We start from the raw sequence: 21,675 nt of genomic DNA on the forward strand, positions 1-21,675 counted from the left end.
ATGAACCTGTCCCCTCTCAACCGCCGCCGCTTCGAACTGTTCAAGGCCAACAAGCGCGGCTGGTGGTCGCTGTGGCTGTTCCTGATCCTGTTCGGCTTGAGCCTTGGCGCCGAACTGATCGCCAACGACAAGCCGCTGGCGATCCACTACGACGACCAATGGTATTTCCCGGCGCTCAAGCGCTACCCGGAAACCGCGTTCGGCGGCGAATTCCCGCTGGAGGCCAACTACAAGAGCCCGTACATCCGCGAACTGCTCCAGAGCAAGGACGCCTGGGTGCTGTGGGCGCCGATTCCGTTCAGCTACCAGAGCATCAACTACGACCTGAAGGTCCCCGCCCCCGCCCCGCCCTCGGCGGTCAACCTGCTGGGCACCGACGATCAGGGCCGCGACGTGCTGGCGCGGGTGATCTATGGCTTTCGCATCTCGGTGCTGTTCGCCCTCACCCTGACGGTGCTCAGTTCGCTGATCGGCGTGATCGCCGGCGCACTGCAAGGCTTCTACGGCGGCTGGGTCGACCTGGCCGGCCAGCGCTTCCTGGAGATCTGGTCGGGGCTGCCGGTGCTGTACCTGCTGATCATCCTGGCCAGTTTCGTGCAGCCGAACTTCTGGTGGCTGCTGGGGATCATGCTGCTGTTCTCCTGGATGAGCCTGGTGGACGTGGTGCGCGCCGAGTTCCTGCGCGGGCGCAACCTGGAATACGTGCGGGCGGCCCGGGCGCTGGGGATGCGCAACGGCGCGATCATGTTCCGCCACATCCTGCCCAACGCCATGGTCTCGACCATGACTTTCATGCCGTTCATCCTGACCGGCGCCATCGGCACCCTCACGGCCCTGGACTTCCTCGGCTTCGGTTTGCCGGCGGGCAGCCCGTCGCTGGGCGAGCTGGTGGCCCAGGGCAAATCCAACCTGCAGGCGCCGTGGCTGGGCATGAGCGCGTTCGCCGTGCTGGCCCTGATGCTGAGCCTTCTGGTGTTCATCGGCGAATCCGCCCGCGACGCCTTCGACCCGAGGAAGTGAAATGAATCAGGAAAATCTGATCGAAGTGCGCGACCTCGCCGTCGAGTTCGGCCTGGGCGACCGCATCCAGCGGGTGGTGGAGGGCGTGAGCTTCGACATCAAGCGCGGCGAGACCCTGGCCCTGGTCGGCGAAAGCGGCTCCGGCAAGTCGGTGACGGCGCACTCGATCCTGCGCCTGCTGCCCTACCCGCTCGCCCGCCATCCGGCCGGCAGCATCAACTACGCCGGGCAGAACCTGCTGGACCTGAAGGAAAAGACCATCCGCCACATCCGCGGCAACCGCATCGCGATGATCTTCCAGGAGCCGATGACCTCGCTCAACCCGCTGCACTCCATCGAGAAGCAGATCAACGAGGTGCTGGGCATCCACAAGGGCCTGACCGGCAAGGTCGCCACCCGGCGCACCCTGGAGCTGCTGGAGATGGTCGGCATCCCCGAACCCGCCAAGCGGCTCAAGGCCCTGCCCCACGAACTCTCCGGCGGCCAGCGCCAGCGGGTGATGATCGCCATGGCCCTGGCCAACGAGCCGGAGCTGCTGATCGCCGATGAGCCGACCACCGCGCTGGACGTGACCGTGCAGCTGAAAATCCTCGATCTGCTCAAGGAACTGCAGGCCCGGCTGGGCATGGCGCTGCTGCTGATCAGCCACGATTTGAACCTGGTGCGAAGAATTGCGCACCGCGTATGTGTCATGCAGCGCGGTTGCATCGTCGAACAGGCATCGTGCGCCGAGTTGTTCCGTTCTCCGCAGCATCCGTACACTCGGGAGCTGCTGGCGGCGGAGCCCAGCGGAGGCCCGGCGGGCAACAAGGCCGGGGCGCCGCTGCTGGAGGTCGAGGATCTGAAGGTCTGGTTCCCGATCAAGAAAGGCCTGTTCAAGCGCACGGTGGACCACGTCAAGGCCGTGGACGGCATCCGCTTCAGCCTGCCTCAGGGGCAGACGTTGGGGATCGTGGGCGAAAGCGGTTCCGGCAAGTCGACGCTGGGTCTGGCGATCCTGCGGCTGATCGGCAGCCGCGGCGGCATCCGTTTCGAGGGCAAGCAGCTAGACTGCCTGACGCAGAACGAAGTCCGCCCGCTGCGCCGGGAGATGCAGGTGGTGTTCCAGGATCCGTTCGGCAGCCTGAGCCCGCGCATGTGCGTGAGCCAGATCGTCGGCGAAGGCCTGCGGATCCACGGGATCGGCACCGAAGCGGAGCAAGAGGCGGCGATCATCGCCGCGTTGAAGGAGGTAGGCCTGGATCCGGAGACCCGGCACCGCTACCCCCATGAATTTTCCGGTGGGCAACGGCAGCGTATCGCCATTGCCCGGGCCCTGGTGCTCAAGCCGGCGCTGATCCTGCTGGACGAGCCCACTTCGGCGCTCGACCGGACGGTGCAGCGGCAAGTGGTGGAGCTGTTGCGTTCACTGCAAGCCAAGTACAACCTGACGTATTTGTTCATCAGCCATGACCTGGCTGTCGTCAAAGCGCTGAGCCACCAGCTGATGGTGGTCAAGCATGGCCAAGTGGTCGAACAGGGGGACGCGCAAGACATCTTTGCCGCCCCCCGACATCCGTATACACAGCAGTTGCTGGAAGCCGCTTTTTTGGCGCCAGCCTCTGCGCAATAACCTGAAAGAGGAGCAACACATGGGTTTTCTCGCCGGTAAGCGCGTACTGATCGTCGGTGTCGCCAGCAAGCTGTCCATCGCATCCGGCATCGCTGCCGCCATGCATCGCGAGGGCGCTGAGCTTGCCTTCACTTATCAGAACGACAAATTGAAAGGTCGTGTCGAAGAGTTCGCCGCAGGCTGGGGTTCGAGCGCGGATCTGTGCTTCCCTTGCGACGTGGCCAGCGACGAAGAGATCGCCAAGGTCTTCGAAGCGCTGAGCAAGAAGTGGGACGGCCTGGACTGCATCGTGCACTCCGTCGGCTTCGCCCCGGGCGACCAACTGGACGGCGACTTCACCGAAGCCACCACCCGCGAAGGTTTCCGCATCGCCCACGACATCAGCGCCTACAGCTTCGTGGCCCTGGCCAAGGCCGGCCGCGAGATGATGAAAGGCCGCAACGGCAGCCTGCTGACCCTGTCCTACCTGGGCGCCGAGCGCACCATGCCGAACTACAACGTGATGGGCATGGCCAAGGCTTCGCTGGAAGCCGGCGTGCGTTACCTGGCCGGCTCCCTGGGCCCGGACGGCACCCGCGTCAACTGCGTATCGGCCGGCCCGATCCGCACCCTGGCCGCTTCCGGCATCAAGAACTTCCGCAAGATGCTGGCCGCCAACGAAGCGCAGACCCCGCTGCGCCGCAACGTCACCATCGAAGAAGTCGGCAACGCCGGCGCCTTCCTGTGCTCCGACCTGGCGTCGGGCATCAGCGGTGAAATCATGTACGTGGACGGCGGCTTCAACACCACCGCCATGGGCAACATCGAAGAGTGATCTTCGGTTAGCCGACGAAAAACCCGCCATCCGGCGGGTTTTTTGTGCCTGTGGATCCTGCATTCCCCGGGGTCCCCGTGGGAATGCAGCATCTGCATGCGATGGCGGCGTGTCAGGCATGAAGGTATCAACTGTCCCGGCCTCATCGCCAGCAGGCTGGCTCCCACAGTGGATCCCACCTGCCCGCAGGATCTCTGCACACCGCTGAACCCTATGGGAGCTTGCCTGCAAGCGATGAGGCCAGCACTGCCGGCATCTCTGTTGCCTGACCCACCGCCATCGCGGGCAAGCCCGCTCCCACAGGAACCGCAGGTGTCTGCAAGATGGGTTGCACACCACCGAACCCTGTGGGAGCCAGCCTGCTGGCGATGGGGCCAGCACTGCCGGCATCTCTGTTGCCTGACCCACCGCCATCGCGGGCAAGCCCGCCCCCACAGGAACCGCAGGTGTCTGCAAGATGGGTTGCACACCACCGAACCCTGTGGGAGCCAGCCTGCTGGCGATGGGGCCGGCACTGCTGACATCTCTGTTGCCTGACCCACCGCCATCGCGGGCAAGCCCGCTCCCACAGGAACCGCAGGTGTCTGCAGAATCGGCAAACATCACCGAAACCTGTGGGAGCTGGCTTGCTAGCGATGAGGCCAGCACTGCCGGCATCTCTGCTGCCTGACCCACCGCCATCGCGGGCAAGCCCGCTCCCACAGGAACCGCAGGTGTCTGCAAGATTGGTTGCACACCGCTGAACCCTATGGGAGCTTGCCTGCAAGCGATGAGGCCAGCACTGCCGACATCTCTGCTGCCTGACCCACCGCCATCGCGGGCAAGCCCGCTCCCACAGGAACCGCAGGTGTCTGCAGAATCGGCAAACATCACCGAAACCTGTGGGAGCTGGCTTGCCAGCGATGAGGCCAGCACTGCCGGCATCTCTGTTGCCTGACCCACCGCCATCGCGGGCAAGCCCGCCCCCACAGGAACCGCAGGTGTCTGCAAGATGGGTTGCACACCACCGAACCCTGTGGGAGCCAGCCTGCTGGCGATGGGGCCGGCACTGCTGACATCTCTGTTGCCTGACCCACCGCCATCGCGAGCCCCTGCGGTCAGCGGCGCTTCAGCGCCTGTTTGTGCGCATACATCGCCCCGTCGGCGTCGGCCAGCAGCCGATCCACCGTGTCGTGCCGCTGCGGGTCATATTCGATCTGGCCGACGCTGAAGCGGATGTCGTAGCCGCGTTGCAGGGTGGCGTTGCGCTCGTCGAGGATGTCCTTGAGCCGGGCCATGATCGACGTGGTCTCGACATGGCTGGAGCCGGTCAGCAGCGCCACGAACTCGTCGCCGCCGAGCCGGCCCACCACGTCGCTCTCCCGGAAGGCGATGCGCAGCACGTCGGCGAAAGTCTTGAGGGCGCTGTCGCCCTCGGCGTGGCCGAACAGGTCGTTGATCTGCTTGAAGTCGTTGAGGTCGAAGAACAGCAGCGTCGCCGGTTTGCCGAGCCGGACGCAGGCGTCCAGGCCATGCTGCGCCAAGGCCTTGAAGCCCCGGCGGTTGGACAGCAGCGTCAGCTCGTCCAGGGTCGCCATCTGCACCGCCATCAGCTCCTGCTCGGCCATCCGGGCGAGATCGCGCAGCAGTTCGCGCTCTTCGTCGTCGAGCCGGCGGGGTTTGGTGTCGATCAGGCACAGCGTGCCCAGCTTGCTGCCGTCACCGACCGTCAGCGGGCAACCGGCATAGAAGCGGATGCCGGGATTGCCGGTGACCAGCGGGTTGTCGTGGAAGCGCTCGTCCTGCGCCGCATCGTCGACCTGCAGGATCTGATCGCCCAGGATCGCATGGCCGCAGAACGACACGTCACGCCCGGTCTCCGTGGCGTCGAGCCCCACGCACGACTTGAACCACTGGCGCTCGGCATCCACCAAGCTGACCAGCGCGATCGGCACGTTGAACACCCGCCGCGCCAGGCGGGTGAGGCGGTCAAAGCGTTCCTCAGGCAAGGTGTCGAGGACATTGAGCCCGTGCAGCGTCGCTACGCGGGCCTGCTCATTGACGGGTTTTCCGGGGGGCAACATCGCTCACTCCATTGAGGGGTCTGCCCCTGAGCGTAGACCATCAGCCGCCCGTCACCGGACACGGCCCGCCGGCACCGGCCCACAGCTTGAACTGTTCGACGAAAATATCGTGCGGCACCGGCACGGGTTGGCGCCCGGCGCCGGGGTTCCAGCCCCAGAGCACCAGCTTGTCTTCGCTGACATGCTTGATCAGCGCCGCGAAGTCGCGGTCGCCGTTGCTGGCGCGGTCCTTGATCATGGCGCACAGCCTGTCCGGCGGCAGGCCGATCCAGGCCATCTTGTGCGCGGCCGGCGGCAGGCTCCAGTGCGGCGCTCCCGGGGGCGCATGGGGGCCGTAGCTGGCCGGCGGATTGCTTTCGGCGTGGCAGGTGGCGCAGGGCAGCCCGGCGGCGCCCTTGCCGTCCAGCCCGCGCACCACGTTCATCGCATGGGGCGTGCCGGCGTCGAACTGCAACGGCGAATCGCCGGGAATGTGGCAGTTCTGGCAGCGCGGGCTCTGGAACACCTTCTGCACCGTGCCGAACGCCTTCAAGGCTTCCTGATCGTCGGCGAACAGATCCGAGGCGTAGCCGCCCAGACCGATCAGAATCACCGTGCCCAACAGCAGATGGCGTCTCATCTCACACCCCCGACAGTTGCAGCGGCAGTTCCCGCAGGCGTTGCCCGGTCAGGGCGTACAGCGCGTTGGCCACCGCCGGCGCGGTGGGCGGCACCCCTGCCTCGCCGATGCCGCCGGGCTTGTCGGTGCTGGGCACGATGTGCACCTCGACCGTCGGCATCTCGTTCAGGCGCAGCACCTGATAGTCGTGATAGTTGGACTGCACCACCCGCCCGTCCTTGACGGTCAGTTTGCTGTGCAGCGCCATGCCCAGGCCGAAGGTGATGCACGACTCCATCTGCGCGGCGATGCTCTGCGGGTTGACCGCAATCCCGCAGTCCACCGCGCACACCACCCGGTGCACGCGGATCGCCAGGTTGTCCTGGGACACCTCGGCCACCTGCGCCACGTAACTGCCGAACGACTCGTGCACCGCCACCCCGAGGGCGTGGCCGTCGGGCAGCGGCGCCTTCCAGCCTGCCTTCTCCACCGCCAGGTTGAGCACCCCGAGGTGGCGCGGATGGGCCTTGAGCAAGGTGCGCCGGTACTCCACCGGATCCTTGCCCGCCGCTGCGGCCAGCTCGTCGATCAGCGACTCCATGACGAACGCGGTGTGGGTGTGCCCCACCGAGCGCAGCCACAGCACGTTGATGCCGGTCTGCGGCGAATGCAGTTCGACCTGCCGGTGCGCCAGTTCCTTGAGGTAAGGGCTGTCGGCCACGCCTTCGACCGAGGTCGGGTCGATGCCGTTCTTGACCATGGTCGCTTCCAGCAAGGTGCCGGTCATGATCGACTGCCCGACCAGCACATGCTGCCAGGCCTGCGGCAGGCCGTCGGCGCCGAGCCCGACCCGGGCCTGGTGCAGGAACATCGAGCGGTAGTAGCCGCCGCGGATGTCGTCCTCCCGCGACCACACGGTCTTCACCGGCATGGCCGCCGCCTTCGCCACCTGCACCGCTTCGGCGACGAAGTCAGACGTCGGGTTGGCCCGCCGGCCGAAGCCGCCGCCGAGGAACTCGGTGTGGATCTCGACCTGCTCAGGCTTCAGCCCGGTGATCTTGCCGGCGATCATCTGATCCAAAGTCTGGAACTGGGTGCCGGTCCAGATCTCGCACTTGTCGGCGCTGATCTTCACCGTGCAGTTGAGCGGCTCCATCGGCGCGTGGGCCAGGTACGGCACGCTGTATTCGACCTCGATCTTCTTCGCGGCCTTGGCGAAGTTGCCCTTGGCGTCCCCGGCCTGGCTGGCGGAGGTGCCCGGGGTGGCCGCCAGTTTGCGGAAGCTGTCCAGCAGCTTCTCGCTGCTCAGGTCCGCGTGGGGGCCCGGATCCCAATCGACCTTCAGCGCATCTCGGCCCAACTTGGCCGCCCAGTAGTGCTCGGCGATCACCGCCACCCCGCTGGGCACCTGCACCACCTTGTGCACGCCGGGCACCGCCAGCGCCTCGGCGCCTTCGAAGGATTTGACGGTGGCGCCGAACACCGGCGCCCGGGCGACCATCGCGGTCATCAGCCCGTCGAACTGCACGTCCATGCCGAACTTGGCGCGGCCGGTGATTTTCTCCGGGGTGTCGAGGCGCTTGGTGGGTTTGCCGATGACTTTCCAGTCCTTGGCCTGCTTGAACACGATGGTTTTCGGATCCGGCGCCGGCAGTTGTCCGGCGGCGTCCGCCAGTTCGCCGTAGGTGGCGCGCTGGTCGCCGGCGATCACCACGCCGGACTCGGTGCGAATCGCCGAAGGCGCCACCCCGAAGCGCTTGGCCGCCGCCTCGACCAGCATCTGCCGCGCCGTGGCCCCGGCCAGGCGGTAGCGGTCGAACTCCATCCAGGTCGAGGTCGAACCGCCGGTGATCTGCATCCCGCCGAAGGCCGGCATGCCGTAGTCGGCCGCCGACGCCGGCGAATGCTCGACGCGGATCTTCGACCAGTCGGCGTCCAGCTCTTCGGCGATCAGCATGGTCAGGCCGGTCCAGATGCCCTGGCCCATTTCCGAATGGCCCAGCAGCACGGTGACGCTGTCGTCGGCGCCGATGCGCAGGAACGCGTTGGGCGCAAACACCTTGCCTTCATTGTCCGCCGCCCTGGCGAAACGATGCCCGCCGGGCACATTGAACGCCACCACCAGCCCGCCGCCCAGCACGGCGCTGCCCTTGAGAAATCCCCGACGGGATACGGAACCGTTCATCGCTCGCCTCCTTTGGCCGGACTCATCCGATGTCGGCCGCGCGTTTGACCGCCGCGCGGATTCTCGGATAGGTGCCGCAGCGGCAGATGTTGCCGGAGAGCGCCTGGTCGATGTCGCTGTCGGTGGGCTTGGGGATCTTCGCCAGCAGCGCGGCGGCGGACATGATCTGCCCGGACTGGCAGTAGCCGCACTGCACCACGTCCAGCTCGGCCCAGGCCCGCTGCACCGGGTGCGAGCCGTCGCTGGACAGGCCTTCGATGGTGAGGATTTTCTGGCCATGGGCCACGGCGGTGGCCGGCGTGATGCACGAGCGCATCGGCGCGCCGTCGACGTGGACGGTGCAAGCGCCGCACTGGGCCATGCCGCAGCCGAATTTGGTGCCGGTCAGGTGCGCGACGTCGCGCAGGACCCAGAGCAACGGCATGTCCGCCGGGACATCGAGCTCCTGATCCTTGCCGTTGATGTTCAAGGTCAGCATCGGGGACTTCCTCAGACTCACGGTGTTCTGAAGGGGGCGTCGCTGCGGCGGTCGATGCCTGCGCGCGCCTCGGTTATCCCTTTGAGCTAAGCGCAATTTGCCCCGACGGCCAGCCGCCGCGACCGCCGGTCATCCGTTCACAGCATCGCCGCCACCTGCTGCGCCGTGGCTTTGGCCGACTGAGGATTCTGCCCGGTCACCAGCCGGCCGTCGGTGACGACCTTGGAAGTGAACGGCAGCAGCGCCTTTTCGTAGCGCGCGCCGCGTGCCTTCATCTGCTGTTCCGAGTTGTACGGCACCTTGCCCGCAACGCCGGCCAGCACTTCCTCGAACCATGAATAACCGGTGACCTTACGCCCGGCCACCAGCAGGCTGCCGTCCGACAGCCGCGTGTTGAGCAGCCCGCAATAGCCGTGACAGACCGACGAGACGATGCCGCCCCGCTCGTAGATCTCCCGGGTCAGCCGCTGCAGGCCGGCGTCCTCGGGAAAGTCCCACATCACCGCGTGCCCGCCGGTGAAATAGATCGCATCGAATTCGGCCGTGTCGACCTGGTCAGGGCTGGCGGTTTCGGCCAGCAGCGCCATGCTCGCCGGTTCGTTGAGCCAGGCGCTGGCCGAACGGTCGAGCATCGGCCACTTCAGGGCGCGCGGCTCCAGGGGGCTGGCGCCGCCGAGCGGGCTGACCAGCCGCTGCTCGAAGCCCTTGGCGGCGAACACCTGCCAGGCGTGGGTCAGCTCACCCAGCCAAAGCCCGGTCGGCTCGGACGGGTCGGCATAATGGGCGACGTTGGTGACGACATGGAGGATCCGGCGGGTCATTTCGATCACTCGCTCCGGTGGGTGGCGGTCTGGCCGAACGCGTTCAGCGGCACCGGCAGGTTCAGCACGATCTGCGCATCCTTGATCACGTCCAGGCGCAGGATCCGCGAAGCCCCCAGGCCGTCGAGCAACTGGCTCAGCGGGCCGCCGGTGCGCTCCAGCCGCACGTTTCGGGGGAACAGGCGTTGGGCAAAGGATAGTGTGTTGCTCTGCACCACGCTCTGGTGCCACAGGCCGTCGACCTGATGGATCATGGTGGCGGTGCCCATGCGCGACTGGGGCTGCACGTGGCTCAGCGGCGGCAGCGGCACCTTGAGCTGCAGGTCCGGCAAGCCCTTGGGCCCGGCGATGCGGGCGCTGACCTCGGCGCCGATGTTCACTTCGATGTCGGCACGCCACTTGGGCAGCTGATAGCCGTGAACACCGCGCACACGGGCGATCTCGGTGTTCACCGGAAGCGCCAGCACATGGGCGGTGAAACTGCGCCGGCGCATGGCGTCCATCAGTTCCAGCGCGTGGGAGCCACGGGCCCCGGGACGGCGCACGACGACCGCCACCGACACTTCGTCATAGGGGTCGTTGTCGCACACCGAATAGGTGAAGAACGTCAGCGCCACCAGCCCGTAGCCGGGAAAGGCCCGCAGCGGTTCGAGCGGCGCCGGCAAGGTGGCGCGCAACCGGTCCAAGGGCGCCAGGAACAGCAGCTGGACGCTGCCGGTGCGGTAATAGAAGTTCGGCGCCCAGGTCGGTCCTACGCGGGAGGCCACCTGCTGCTTGGGAATGCGCCGGAAGAAGTCGATGTTGCCGGCCGCCTTGTCCCGGGCCACCTGATCGAGGTCGGGGTTCATCCGGAAGCGGTCGTAGTAGCCGCCCTCCAGCACCTCGACCGTGTGCGGCCCGAATTCGACCTCTGTAAAGCGCTTGCTCATGTTGGCTGACCTTTCTCGGTGAGTGGCCCGGCAGAGAGCCGGTGCGCCTCACTCTAAGATTCAACCGAACTTTAAGGTCAAGCCGATGGCGCCTGTCGTCCGTCATTCACGGGACTGATCGGCGAGGGGCCGCGACCGTTCGTAAATTCCTTGACCTTAAAGCCCGCTTCAATCCTAGAGTTGATAACGCTTGTCAACAAACCACCCTGTTTTGAGGAGTCGCGAACATGGGCTATGTCACCACGAAAGACGGCGTCGATATCTTCTACAAGGACTGGGGCCCCAAGGATGCCCCGGTGATCCACTTCCACCACGGCTGGCCGCTGAGCGCCGACGACTGGGACGCGCAGATGCTGTTCTTCCTCGCCCAAGGCTTTCGGGTGGTGGCCCACGACCGCCGCGGCCACGGGCGGTCGAGCCAGGTCTGGGACGGCCATGACATGGACCACTACGCCGACGACGTGGCGGCGGTGGTCAACCATCTGGGCACGCAGAAGGCCGTGCACGTCGGCCACTCCACCGGCGGCGGCGAGGTCATCCACTACATCGCGCGGCACGGCGAGGATCGGGTGGCCAAGGCCGCGATCATCAGCGCGGTGCCGCCGCTGATGGTCAAGACCGCCGCCAACCCCGGCGGCCTGCCCAAATCGGTGTTCGACGACCTGCAGGCGCAGCTCGCGGCCAACCGTTCGCAGTTCTACCACGACGTGCCCGCCGGGCCGTTCTACGGCTACAACCGGCCCGGCGCCAAGCCGCTGGAGGCGGTGGTGCTGAACTGGTGGCGCCAGGGCATGATGGGCGGCGCCAAGGCCCATTACGACGGCATTGTGGCCTTCTCCCAGACCGACTTCACCGAAGACCTCAAGCGCGTGACGATCCCGGTGCTGGTGATGCACGGCGACGATGACCAGATCGTGCCCTACGAGAACTCGGGCGTGCTGTCGGCGAAATTGCTGAAGAACAGCACCCTGAAGATCTATCCGGGCTTCCCCCACGGGATGCCGACGACCCACGCCGAGACGATCAACGCCGACCTGCTGGCGTTCATCCGCAGTTGACGCAACGGCGGCCGGGGCCGGACGGCCCCGGTTCACCTACCCTTCCTCGCGCCCCGTCCCTTCGCGGTCGCGCGGGTAGTGCCTGGCCAGCGCGAACGCCGGCAGCCACGATTCGCGCCGCACCGTCCACAGCTCATAGGTCGGCTGCAGCTGGTCTGGCGCATCGAGCGAGCCCAGGTTCACTTCGATTTCGTCGCCCGAGCGGGAGAACACCGACGAGCCGCAGCGCGGGCAAAAGAATCGCCCGCCGTAGCTGCCGGGCTGGCCGGTGACCGTCACTGCGCCCTCGGGAAAGATCGCCGACGCATGGAACAGCGCGCCATGGAACTTGCGGCAATCGAGGCAGTGACAGATGCCCACCCGGTAAGGCCGGCCCGTCGCTTCGATACGGACTTCGCCGCACAGACAACCGCCCGTGAACCGATCCATGCTGCACCTCCGCAAAATGGAATATCCGGTGAGTGAAAATAGCAGGCGCCGGGGCGAACGCTTACAATCGTGCGCCTTTTCACCTCCCACGCAGGCCCGCCCGTCCATGGCGCTCGACCCCCTCACGATGCTGACCATTTCCACCGCCCTGGCTGCGGCGGCGGCCCTTTACCTGGCGGTCGAATGGCGCAGCATCCGCGAAGCCTCGCTGCTGTGCTGGAGCGCGGGCTTCGCCACCATCACCGTGGGCTCGACCCTCGCCCTGCTGCGCAGCGGCGGCTATCTGCTGATCGGCATCTGGTTCGCCAACGGCTTGCTGGTGGTCGCCCACTGGCTGTTCCTGCTGGGGGTGGCGCGGTTCACCCGCCAGCGCCTGTCGGGAGGCTGGTACTTGATCGTCCCGGCCTGGCTCGGCCTGCTGTGGCTGCCGGATGACGCCTTGTGGTCGAAGGTCATGCTGATGAGCAATTCGCTGCTGGTGGCCCTGGTCACCCTGCGGGCGAGTTTCCTGCTGCGCCCCCACGGCAAGTCGCTGAGCATCGGCGCCGTGCAACTGCGCTATGTGCTGCTGATCCACGGGCTGTTCTATGTGGCCAAGGCCCTGACGGCGGTGGTGCCGGGCACGCTGATCGACCTCGCGGCCCTGCGCGGCGAGATCATTCAGATCTCCCTGGTCGAGGGCGCGATGGCGATCATGCTGATCGCCCTGTCGATGACCGGCACCGAACGCCACCGCCGGGAAACCCAGATCGCGCGGCTGGCGGCGCAGGATCCGTTGACCGGCCTCTACAACCGCCGCGCCCTGGAAGTGCAGGCGCCGCGCCTGCTGGACGGCGTCTCCAGCGCCCGGCCCGGTGCGCTGCTGCTGATCGACATCGACCATTTCAAACTGGTCAACGACCTGTACGGCCACGTCGCCGGCGACCGTCTGCTGGTAACGCTCAGCGAGCTGATCCGCGCGGCGCTGCCCGAAGGCGCGCTGGCGGCGCGGTTGGGCGGGGACGAGTTCGTCATCCTGACGGGCGACGCGTCCCACGAGCGGATCATGGCGCTCGGCGGCACCCTGCGCGAACGGTTCCACGCCGCCGCCACGCAGGACTTCGCCACCCCGCAGGCCGTGACCCTGAGCATCGGCGCCAAGATCTTCGAGCATCCGCCGGCCAGCCTGGCGGCGCTGATCGAGCAAGGCGACAGCGCGCTCTACGCCTCTAAACGCGGCGGCCGCAACAGCCTGCGGGTGGCCGATCACAGCTAGCCTTTGGCCGATGGCCTATGCTTGCCGGCAGTCCACGATAGAGGAGCCCGCGATGCCCACCCCCGAAGCCGCCCTCCTGCACAGCTGGCACCAGAACGCTGCGGCCTGGATCTGCGCGGTGCGCAGCGGCGCCATCGAGAGCCGCCGCACCGTCACCGACCAGGCGATCCTGCTGGCGATCCTCGGCCGGCAGCCCGAACGCGTGCTCGACCTGGGCTGCGGCGAAGGCTGGCTGCTGCGGGCCTTGAGCGAAAGAGGGATCGAGGCGGTGGGCGTGGACGGCGACGCCACGCTGGTGGAGGCCGCACGGGCGGCGGGCTCTGCGCCGGTGCATGTGGCCAGCTATGACGAACTGGCGGACGGCCGGGTGGACATCGGTCACGGCTACGACCTGATCTGCGCCAACTTCTCCCTGCTGCACCAGGACATCATCCCGCTGCTCGCCGCCCTGAACGCCCTGCTCGCCCCCGGCGGCGCGCTGGTGATCCAGACGCTGCACCCTTGGGCCGCAGCGGCGGGCGATTATCAGGACGGCTGGCGCGTAGAGTCGTTCGCCGGGTTCAAGGGGCACTGGCAACCGATGCCGTGGTACATGCGCACCCTGTCGAGCTGGACCTGCGCACTGGACATGGCCGGTTGGCGGCTGGCCGAACTGCGCGAACCCCAGCACCCGCAAAGTCCCGTGCCGCAGTCGCTGCTGCTGGTGGCCGAACGGCGGGACTGAGACGGCGCAGTGCCCCAGCGGCCCTAGACCCTCGGCCTGAACAGAATCCCGGTATAGCGCAGCAGGAACAAGCCGAAGGCGGCGCACCAGAGCAACACCGACAAGCCCAGGCCCAGGCTGGAGAACGGCACGACCCACACCCGGCAGGCCGCCGCGGCCAGCACCAGCGCAAACCCGGACACCATGCCTTTGGGCGGTTGCAACAGACGCCCGGTGTGCCCGAGGCAGACCCTGGCGATCATCGCCAGAATCAGCCCGCCCACCCCGCCGACCGCCAACGCATGGGTGGCCAGGCTCTGCTGCCCGATCAGTTCCAGGTGCCACAGCGCCATGGCCAGGGTCGCCAGCGCCATCCAGCCATAGGCCAGGTACAGCGACCACAGCAGCGGCACGCGCCACAGTCCGCGGTCATGCCAGCGGATCAGGCGCCACACCTGCAAACCGCCGACAAGGACGAACAGCGCCGCCAGCCACAGGCTCGGCGAATCGTTGAGGCCGGCGGCGAAGGTCACGGCGATCAGCAGGCTGGCGGGCAGCAACAGCCGCGTCGGCCATGCACCGGCCGGCGGCGCGGGCGGCCGGTTCAAGCCGCGCTGGATGAAGAACGGCAGCACCCGCCCGCCGATCACGGTCATCAGCGCCGCGATCAGCCACAGCGCGGCCAGCACGCCCTGACGTTGCAGACCGGCGTCATCCAAGTGAAGGCCGGACAGGGTCAGCGCCTGACAGCCCGCCATCAACGCCAGCACCAGCACGATCGGGTAGTTGTCCCGCTTGCGCGCAGCGATCAGATCCCGTCCCAGCAGCCCCGCCAGCAAGGGCAGAAATGCCCCTTGCACCAGCAGCACCGCACCGACGGGCAATGGCACCCACCACGCCAGACGCCCCGCCAGCCAGACCGACACCAGCGCGATCAGCGGCCATCCGCGCAGGGGCGCAATGCCCGTCCAGTTCGGCACCGCCGTCAGCAAAAAGCCGCCGACGATCGCCGCTGCGAACCCGAACGGCATCTCATGGCGGTGCCAGGCCAGCATGCCGCCCGCCGGTTGCAGGGCAAGCCAATGGCCGTGCAGCCACAGACCCCAGACCATCACCGCCAGCACGGCAAACCCGGCCCCGGCGAGAAACAGCGGCCGAAAGCCGACACTGAACAGCGGCGCATCGGACAGGTTACGCATGGCAAGCCTCCGCTGGCGCATGCACAAGCCCCAAGCGACGCTCCGAGACCAGCCGCATCACGTAGCCGATCTTGAGCAGGGTCGGCCCGATGACGGTCAAGGCATGCATCGTCACCAGCAACCCGAGCGGCAAGTGCCCTTGATGCAGATAGGCCCCGTAGAGGCCGACCGACAGCAAGGCCAGGCCGGCGACAAGCACGCGGCTCGACAGGCGCAGGACGTTCAGCGGACTTTCGAAGAAAGCGAGCATTTTTCGTATCCTCGTGCGGCTGGATGTGTGCCTGGAACGTTACAACTCCCGTGCCAGTTTCAAGGCCCCGTCAAATCAGGGCCTTGGCAGCGACTGAGTCGATATGACTCGAATCCGACATGGTCATTAGGACTACCAATAGAGTCATAACGACCAAACCATGACCTTGCGGCCGATCTGCGGCATCCCGCACGTCCCCCGGACTGACTACGCTGTTAATCCAGCGTGTCTAACCTGCCGAGGACAACCGCCATGCAACGTTTCCAGAAACTCACGCCTTGCCTGTGGTTCGACGACCAGGCCGAAGCGGCGGCGAAGTTTTACTGCTCGATCTTCGATCACTCGAAAATCACCGCCGTCACCCACTACGGCAAGGCCGGCCAGGAATTCCACAAGCGCCCGGAAGGCTCGGTGATGACCGTCAGCTTCGAACTCGACGGCCAAAGCTTCACCGGCCTCAACGGCGGCCCGGTGTTCACGTTCAACGAGGCGGTGTCGTTCCAGGTCAATTGCCAGACCCAGGACGAGATCGACCACTTCTGGGGCAACCTGTCTTCCGGGGGACCTTCGCAGGCGCAGCAGTGCGGCTGGCTCAAGGACAAGTTCGGGGTGTCGTGGCAGATCGTGCCGGTGGCGTTCATGCACATGATGCAAGACCCCGACACGGCCAAGACCCAACGGGCGATGCAGGCCATGCTCGGGATGAAAAAGCTCGACATCGCTGAACTTGAGCGGGCATTCGCGGGCCAGAGCTAATACACTCCAGCCCTGGCCTGCCGGGATCCACGACGATGAGACACAGTGCCGCCAAGCACCCTGAGAAAGCGCCGCGCTTCTGGCGCGACGACGCCCTGCCCTTCATCGAGGCGCGGGCCATCGCCGATGGCCGGGACGTCTGCTACGCCCGGCACTCCCATGCGCACTTCTCCATCGGCGCCATCACCGCCGGGCGCAGCACCTATGTGCACGAGCAATCGCAGCACGAGGTCGCCGCCGGCACCGTGGTGCTGATGAACCCGGGCGACGTGCATGCCTGCAACCCGATCGACGACCAGCCCTGGTCGTACCTGATGCTGTACGTGGAAACCCCTTGGCTGACCGACCTGCAGCACCAGTTGGGGTTCAGCGCCGACCTTGAGTTCCGGCGCTTCTGCGCCACCCGTTCAAACGATCCCGGCCTGTTCCGCGATCTTCAGGCGCTGTACCGCATCCTCGTCGACGACCAGCAAGACGTGCTGCGCAAAGAGAGCGCGGCGGTGGAGTTCTTCAGCGACCTGCAAACCCGACTGAACCCTGCGGCGGCGCCCGTGCGCGAGCCGAACAGCAAGCTCGAACACGCGGCCGCCTTCATCCGGGCACACTGCACGCGACTGCTCAGCCTCGACGACATCTGCGCGGCGGCGCAATTGTCGCCCTCGTACCTGATCCGCGCCTTCAAGCAGCATTACGGCATGACGCCCCACGCCTATGTGGTCAATCAGCGCATTCAGTTCGCCCGGGAGCGCCTGCGCAGCGGGCAGTTGATCGCCGACGTCGCATTGGAGGCGGGATTTGCCGATCAGGCGCACTTTCAGCGGGTGTTCAAACAGCACTTGGCGGCGACGCCGGGGCAATATCGCGGATGATGGCCTTAGTTATCCGCAGCCGATAACTTCCGGTTAAACATTGCCGCGACCCTCAACTGCCCGCCCATATTCAGCCGCCGCAACCCCACACTTCACTTGAGACTTACAAGCCGAAACGATACTCACCCGTCAGGCAGTTCAAACTTACGTAGTCTGCGTCCACATCAAACACTCGGTACGGACGCCGACATGAAACACTGGTTCAATTTGCTGCACCCGCAAACATTATCTGTCGATCAGGCTGAAAGCCGGGCCATTGCCGCGACACTCAAGAGCGCAACTTCCCTGACGGCCCAGGCAGCAAGCCAGGCCATCGGCCCTACGCTTGAGTTCGAAACTCATCAGCAACCCGATGTTCGAGCATTAGGCACTTTCATCAATACGGGCAGCCGCTTCGACATCGCCCAACACTCGGCGAGGCAATTGCTCAGGCGAACAATTGCGCAGCAAACATTCAAGGCAGCCGACCATGACTTCTGGATAATGGTGAACCCGGCAGGTGAGGTTCATCGGGCCATTAACGTTCCAACCTCGCCGGCCCCCTCTCTGAAGTTGGAAGCGCTTGACCGTGCAACTTTCGCCAGCCAGAAGGGCAACATCGAACTCATCGCAAAGGCTGCTGCCCTCGCGGGCGGCGTCATTTCCTCGTCCAATGTCGTCCCGCTCGTCAATTGGCTGCAGTTTCACCAACTGAACGTGCCGAAGACTGTCGGTGACATACAGAACCTGATTGCACTGCTGACACTTGAACTGCCGACGCCCCCGCTGCACGGCAATTACTGGGGTGACGTCCAACAGGCCGGCGAGCCGACACTTTTCATCGATGAAGAGCAGCATTCAATCCTTCATCAGCACACCTACGGACTGACGAAAATGAGGAATACGTCTGCCCGGGAACCACTGATCAGTTACCTGAGCAAGGCGCTTTACGAAAAGAGAACCTCAACGTTTCTGCGCGAATACCCACGAGAAAGTTGGGCACTGCTGTTGGAGCTCCCGTTTATCAAGCAAATCGCCCAATCGTACATCGAGGCACTGGGACTTGACGCATCGTCAGCCGAAACCGACTTGCCGGTTGAACTGTACAGCCGGGTACTGGTATCCGCCATCATCGAGGACCTCGACCTTGGCACGCATGACAAGAACACCGATTTTCGCCGCACCCTGCTGTATGCCCGCTCCAATGCGCAAGCCAACGTCTACCAGGTACGGGAAGGAATAAAGGACTGGTTGAGCGGCGTCGACGAAGCCGCTCTCCCCTTGGCAATTGAACTGATACTCGCAGGACTGGCGCCGGAGTTTCTGGTTGATGCCCCCGTGTCCGTGACGATCGGCTCACTGGAGTGGGTCACGCTGCGCAGATCGGTCATGCTGACGGAAAGCATTGCTCCAGGCCTGTCCCGAAACCTGTCGTATGCACAGTTGATGGAACTGGGAGCGATTGCGCCCGCCAGCCCTCAACAGCAGATCCTCCACGACTGGGTGACATTGCAGGGCATCAAGGACTGGGCAACGGTCAACGACCTGGAGGACGATGCGCACAGCGATGCGGAACAGGACCTCGTGAAGAATGCGCTGACGCAATACTCGGCACACGCCAGAACGCTCGAAGAAGCCCATGACGCAATGGGCGCTCGACCCGTCAATCGCCGCCTGCTGGCAAAAGACCAACTGTCGCTTTACAAGCAAGACCCCATGGAAATGCTGTCCGTATGGGCGCCACTGAACAGCTACTCCTCAGAGTCGCTTATCGATCTCTATCTGGCAGGCGTGTTGAAAGAGAAACGGTACGACAGAAGGCTGGGCACCAGCATTTACAAAGAGAATCCCGACCTCCTGACGCTGCCGCCCATCAACGACCTGTACGCCGCGCGGACGAAGGCACATACCGAACGCTACAAGGCCGCCATTGCGACGATGCTGCGCCTGGCGATGTCGCGCTTGCCGAACGATGACCGGATCGCGCTTGAGCGTGGAAAAATCGGCCTCTATTACGTGCGCAAGAATCTGTCCCGAACCCTCGACGGCGGAGCAGATCTGCGTGAAAACCAGATCGCGGGTTTCGGCGTTGTTGTTCTCTGCCGGCACGACAGCCAGATCCGTTGCGTTGAAGTGTTCCCCCACCAAGGCCTGTGCCGCGCCAATCCGGCACTGGCCCAAGCTTATGTCAAAGGCTACGTGCTGGACGAAAGCGGGGGCTGGTTCTCCAAAGGCCCGAACGGCAACAACGATGATTTCAAAGCATTGACCCACATGAGAGTCGCCGACTTCGACACGCGGGCTTACTTTGCGGGCGGCTCGCCAGACGGCCCACCGGTATACGACGTCACGAACATGGGAATGGAGCGCTTCGCCGAACTCGACTACAACGACGGCCCGCAGCCCTTCTCCTTCAGCCCCATGAGCAGTTTCCGTTCGGCACGGTTCGAACAGATCAGCCGACTGATAGCCGAACACCGCTCTCCGCTGACCTACGAACATTTCTACGCCATCGCCTACGACAAGACCGGTATCGAAGAACGGAACGAGGCCATCAGCAACACGTTCGACACCATCCTGAACACCGTCATCCCTTTCAAAGGCTGCATCGAAGACCTGGCGTCCGGCGACCCGGATCGGCGAAGCGGTGCCCTCTTCAGCTGCATCATGGACGTCACTGCCGTCGTCACCGTTTTTGCGGGCGGAGCCGGACTGTTCACCAAAGCCCTGGCCAGCAGTTCCAGACTGTTGAACCTGAGCAAGGTGGCCGCACGTTCGTTGCTGTCGCTGTTCAACCCACTGGACGGCGTGCCGCAGTTGATTCACGGCGGCGCCAAACTCGTCGGCCAGACCGCGCTGAAGCTCAACCACCTGGGCAAGGCCATGACCCGCACCGGCGCCGACCAGTTGCGCTTGTTCACCGGCGGCAGCGGCGCCTATGACCTGATCAAGGCCTTGGACAAGACCGGCTCCGCCGCCCAGATCCGCATGACCCTTGGGACCGTGGCGCATGGGCGTGCGCTGTTCAGGGACGAAACGCTGGAAACCGCCGGGCATGTGCTCAAGCGGTTGGGCGACAAGGCCCTGCCGCCCGACGGCATTCCCCTGTCGGAGTTGGATCATTTGTTCGAAAAGGCTCTGATCGAAGCCTCGGCGAAATTGCAACCGGCCCAGGCACTGAAGGCCTTGATCGGCAAGCAACCCTTGCAGGACCTGCTGGGCGGCATCAAGTCGACCTACTTCAAGCACTACGAAACCGCGCGAAAAACCACGAACGTGGTCGAGTCGATGGAAGCGTTGGTCACCATCGACGTCAAAAACATCAATGCCCTGAACGAACACCATCGAACGTTGCTGACGTCGGAAGGCCTGAGCGACGCCAAGTATCACCAGGTGTACGAAGAAGGGCGATTCAACCCCACCGGCCTGACCGATGATGCGGACCGAGCGACAGCCTGGATCCTCAATGCCTCCAGCTCCAAAGGCAATGAGTTCGCAACGCTCAAGGCGCTGCTGCTCGAGTACAGCGGCAACGGCCTGGCGCTGAGCGATCCGGCGGTGGTGCGGGAACTGCACAAACGCCTCGTCCCCACCGTTCCGGCCCTGCGGACACCGAAACCCGAGACGGGCTACCCGTCTTCCATCAGCGGCAGCATCATGCTCGACCGGCATCTGCCAAGGCTGGATGCTGGCCATGAACACTTCGGCAAACAGCTGTACGGTGCGGTCACGGGCTTCCATGCCTTCACCGACGGCAACGGTCGCACCGCCCGGGCCCTGTACGCGATCCACGAGTTGCGCGCCAATCGCTTCAGCCCGTTGGCGCCCGCCTCAGAGGGGGCATTGAGCGGCCTGGCCTAACGCCAGCTCAGCGAGGCCCTTGCCCTGTCGAACCGGGCAAGGGCCGCGCGCGAAACTTACGGAATCAGCAGATACACCGCACTCCCCGCCAGCAACAACGCCATCGTCCGGTTGAACAGGCGCATCCCGGCGGGATTCTCCAGATAGCCGCGCAGGAACGTCCCGGCATACGCCCAGCACCCCACCGACAGGTAGCAGATCACCAGGTACACCGCCGCGAACTGCCACACCAGCCGTGCCTCGCCATCGGCGACGAACGCGCCCATCCCGGCCACGCAGGCCAGCCAGGCCTTGGGGTTGAGCCACTGCATGACAGCGCCGTACAGCATCGACGGCGCACGCTGCGCCTCCCCCGCGCCCAGTTTTCCGTCATCGGTGAACAGTTTCCAGGCCATGAACAGCAGGAACGCCACCCCGGCCACCTGCACCCCCCGCGTCAGCGCCGGCCACAGCCTCAGCACTTCGTGCAGGCCCAGCCCCATCAGCACCAGCAACAGCACGAAGCCCAGGGTCGCCCCGGCCACATGCCGCTGACTGGCCAGAAAGCCGAACCGCGCCCCCGCCCCCAACGCCACAATGTTCACCGGCCCCGGCGTAATCGACGCCACCAGGGCGAACGCCGCCATCGACACCATCAGACTCATCGCACACCTGTTCCCTTTCCGTTGAACCGGTCGTCACCCTAACCGCCTGCGCAACACCCGTATTGAACAAAACACCCCTGGCCTGTACCGCGACGGCCGCGCCTGACTGTATGGGTTCGAACGCACGCGCCCCGTGGTAAAAAGGCACACCC

19 protein-coding genes are annotated in these 21,675 nt (G+C 65.3%); 9 read left to right on the forward strand and 10 right to left on the reverse strand.

Annotated features, from left to right (window positions below; translation table 11 throughout):
• From CAG41_RS19180 to fabI, 3 genes are read left to right on the forward strand one after another with little or no spacing between them, the layout of a single operon-like run.
• Positions 1 to 1,020 (forward strand): ABC transporter permease, encoded by a 1,020-nt coding sequence (locus CAG41_RS19180; protein ID WP_085583548.1) that lies wholly within the window; start codon positions 1 to 3, stop codon positions 1,018 to 1,020.
• 1 nt (position 1,021) lies between these two features.
• On the forward strand, positions 1,022 to 2,632 hold the full coding sequence (locus CAG41_RS19185; protein ID WP_085707334.1) for an ABC transporter ATP-binding protein: 1,611 nt from the start codon (positions 1,022 to 1,024) through the stop codon (positions 2,630 to 2,632).
• 19 nt (positions 2,633 to 2,651) lie between these two features.
• A complete protein-coding gene (gene fabI / locus CAG41_RS19190) occupies positions 2,652 to 3,446 on the forward strand; it encodes an enoyl-ACP reductase FabI (RefSeq protein WP_085707335.1) in 795 nt (264 codons plus the stop codon).
• A 1,097-nt stretch (positions 3,447 to 4,543) separates the two neighbouring features.
• Here fabI and CAG41_RS19195 read toward each other — a convergent pair.
• The 6 genes from CAG41_RS19195 to CAG41_RS19220 form a co-directional block, all read right to left on the reverse strand.
• Positions 4,544 to 5,509, reverse strand: a complete 966-nt coding sequence (locus tag CAG41_RS19195) for a diguanylate cyclase (protein ID WP_085639824.1) — start codon at positions 5,507 to 5,509, stop codon at positions 4,544 to 4,546.
• Between the two features lie 40 nt (positions 5,510 to 5,549).
• Positions 5,550 to 6,128 (reverse strand): hypothetical protein, encoded by a 579-nt coding sequence (locus CAG41_RS19200; protein WP_085583540.1) that lies wholly within the window; start codon positions 6,126 to 6,128, stop codon positions 5,550 to 5,552.
• A 1-nt stretch (position 6,129) separates the two neighbouring features.
• Positions 6,130 to 8,292, reverse strand: coding sequence for a xanthine dehydrogenase family protein molybdopterin-binding subunit (locus CAG41_RS19205; protein WP_085639830.1), 2,163 nt, complete (start codon positions 8,290 to 8,292; stop codon positions 6,130 to 6,132).
• A 22-nt stretch (positions 8,293 to 8,314) separates the two neighbouring features.
• Positions 8,315 to 8,770 (reverse strand): (2Fe-2S)-binding protein, encoded by a 456-nt coding sequence (locus CAG41_RS19210; RefSeq protein WP_085583535.1) that lies wholly within the window; start codon positions 8,768 to 8,770, stop codon positions 8,315 to 8,317.
• Between the two features lie 137 nt (positions 8,771 to 8,907).
• Positions 8,908 to 9,591 carry a type 1 glutamine amidotransferase domain-containing protein gene (locus CAG41_RS19215; protein WP_085639958.1) on the reverse strand — a complete coding sequence of 228 codons (684 nt, stop codon included), beginning with the start codon at positions 9,589 to 9,591 and terminating at the stop codon, positions 8,908 to 8,910.
• Between the two features lie 5 nt (positions 9,592 to 9,596).
• Entirely contained in the window at positions 9,597 to 10,520 is a 924-nt protein-coding gene (locus CAG41_RS19220; protein ID WP_085583533.1) for an acetoacetate decarboxylase family protein, read from the reverse strand.
• A gap of 227 nt (positions 10,521 to 10,747) precedes the next feature.
• Between CAG41_RS19220 and CAG41_RS19225 the strand changes: the two genes are divergently transcribed.
• Positions 10,748 to 11,578 (forward strand): alpha/beta fold hydrolase, encoded by an 831-nt coding sequence (locus CAG41_RS19225; RefSeq protein WP_085632655.1) that lies wholly within the window; start codon positions 10,748 to 10,750, stop codon positions 11,576 to 11,578.
• A gap of 36 nt (positions 11,579 to 11,614) precedes the next feature.
• Here the strand turns inward: CAG41_RS19225 and CAG41_RS19230 are convergent, their stop codons facing one another.
• Positions 11,615 to 12,007, reverse strand: a complete 393-nt coding sequence (locus CAG41_RS19230; protein ID WP_085707336.1) for a GFA family protein — start codon at positions 12,005 to 12,007, stop codon at positions 11,615 to 11,617.
• Positions 12,008 to 12,113: 106 nt separating this feature from the next.
• Here CAG41_RS19230 and CAG41_RS19235 point away from each other — a divergent pair, with 106 nt between their 5' ends.
• Both CAG41_RS19235 and CAG41_RS19240 read left to right on the forward strand, forming a co-directional pair.
• The gene (locus CAG41_RS19235) at positions 12,114 to 13,262 is read left to right on the forward strand and encodes a GGDEF domain-containing protein (RefSeq protein ID WP_085583527.1); all 1,149 of its coding nucleotides are present in this window, start codon (positions 12,114 to 12,116) and stop codon (positions 13,260 to 13,262) included.
• A gap of 52 nt (positions 13,263 to 13,314) precedes the next feature.
• Complete coding sequence (locus CAG41_RS19240) at positions 13,315 to 13,986, forward strand: bifunctional 2-polyprenyl-6-hydroxyphenol methylase/3-demethylubiquinol 3-O-methyltransferase UbiG (protein ID WP_085707337.1); 672 nt, start codon at positions 13,315 to 13,317, stop codon at positions 13,984 to 13,986.
• Positions 13,987 to 14,009: 23 nt separating this feature from the next.
• On the opposite strand, the gene CAG41_RS19245 is transcribed toward CAG41_RS19240, so the two are convergent.
• On the reverse strand, positions 14,010 to 15,164 hold the full coding sequence (locus CAG41_RS19245; protein WP_085707338.1) for an NnrS family protein: 1,155 nt from the start codon (positions 15,162 to 15,164) through the stop codon (positions 14,010 to 14,012).
• Positions 15,157 to 15,414: a transmembrane sensor/regulator PpyR gene (locus tag CAG41_RS19250; RefSeq protein WP_085583521.1), complete on the reverse strand. Its 258-nt coding sequence runs from the start codon at positions 15,412 to 15,414 to the stop codon at positions 15,157 to 15,159. Before CAG41_RS19250 ends, CAG41_RS19245 begins: the two co-directional genes overlap by 8 nt.
• Positions 15,415 to 15,666: 252 nt before the next feature.
• Here CAG41_RS19250 and CAG41_RS19255 point away from each other — a divergent pair, with 252 nt between their 5' ends.
• The 3 genes from CAG41_RS19255 (at position 15,667) to CAG41_RS19270 (ending at position 20,879) form a co-directional block, all read left to right on the forward strand.
• Entirely contained in the window at positions 15,667 to 16,170 is a 504-nt protein-coding gene (locus tag CAG41_RS19255) for a VOC family protein (protein WP_085632643.1), read from the forward strand.
• A gap of 35 nt (positions 16,171 to 16,205) precedes the next feature.
• Complete coding sequence (locus CAG41_RS19260) at positions 16,206 to 17,039, forward strand: AraC family transcriptional regulator (RefSeq protein ID WP_085639848.1); 834 nt, start codon at positions 16,206 to 16,208, stop codon at positions 17,037 to 17,039.
• Positions 17,040 to 17,228: 189 nt separating this feature from the next.
• Positions 17,229 to 20,879 (forward strand): hypothetical protein, encoded by a 3,651-nt coding sequence (locus tag CAG41_RS19270; protein ID WP_139834984.1) that lies wholly within the window; start codon positions 17,229 to 17,231, stop codon positions 20,877 to 20,879.
• Between the two features lie 56 nt (positions 20,880 to 20,935).
• Here CAG41_RS19270 and CAG41_RS19275 read toward each other — a convergent pair whose 3' ends face one another.
• Positions 20,936 to 21,523, reverse strand: coding sequence for a LysE family translocator (locus CAG41_RS19275; protein WP_085632637.1), 588 nt, complete (start codon positions 21,521 to 21,523; stop codon positions 20,936 to 20,938).
• Positions 21,524 to 21,675: the final 152 nt, after the last annotated feature.

The sequence above is a fragment of the Pseudomonas sp. B35(2017) genome, assembly GCF_002113645.1.
GTDB lineage: Bacteria > Pseudomonadota > Gammaproteobacteria > Pseudomonadales > Pseudomonadaceae > Aquipseudomonas > Aquipseudomonas ekonensis.